Annotated in this window: 1 rRNA gene and 1 pseudogene; both read right to left on the reverse strand. The window is 68.6% G+C overall.

Annotated elements, in window-relative coordinates:
- A pseudogene (locus AB0F13_RS15175) lies at window positions 1-242 on the reverse strand (hypothetical protein); the annotation flags it as partial.
- Between the two features lie 210 nt (window positions 243-452).
- Window positions 453-544, reverse strand: a 5S ribosomal RNA gene (gene rrf, locus AB0F13_RS15180); the annotation flags it as partial.

A 544-nucleotide genomic window follows, 5' to 3' on the forward strand; every position in this document is an offset into this window, starting at 1 on the left:
GCGCGGACCACCGTAACCGCCACCGGAGGGGCGGCCACCACGGTCGTCTTCCCGACGCGGACCACCGTAACCGCCACCCGAAGGACGACCACCACGGTCGTCTTCCCGACGCGGACCACCGTAACCGCCACCGGAGGGGCGGCCACCACGGTCGTCTTCCCGACGCGGGCCACGGGCGCGGTCGTCACCACGGTCGTCACGACGGAAGCCGGGTCGGTCATCGCGACGGAAGCCGCCGCCACGCGTGTCGTCGCGACGCGGGCCGCGAGGGCCTCCGCGACGCTCGTCGCCGCCCGATCGATCGTCGGGGGAGTTGGTGGACATCGACGTGACTCCTGTCTTCGGGTACCGCAGTCATTCTCGCGCACCCGGCTGCCCGGCGCGCTTCGGCAAAAACAAAAAGGACCCTTGGTCCCAGCATGAACGCTGGGACCAAGGGTCCTTGAAAGATTGTTCGGCGGCGTCCTACTCTCCCACAGGGTCCCCCCTGCAGTACCATCGGCGCTGAAAGGCTTAGCTTCCGGGTTCGAAATGTAACCGGGCG

This window comes from Streptomyces sp. NPDC026206, from assembly GCF_040638465.1.
In the GTDB taxonomy this organism is placed as follows: Bacteria; Actinomycetota; Actinomycetes; order Streptomycetales; family Streptomycetaceae; genus Streptomyces.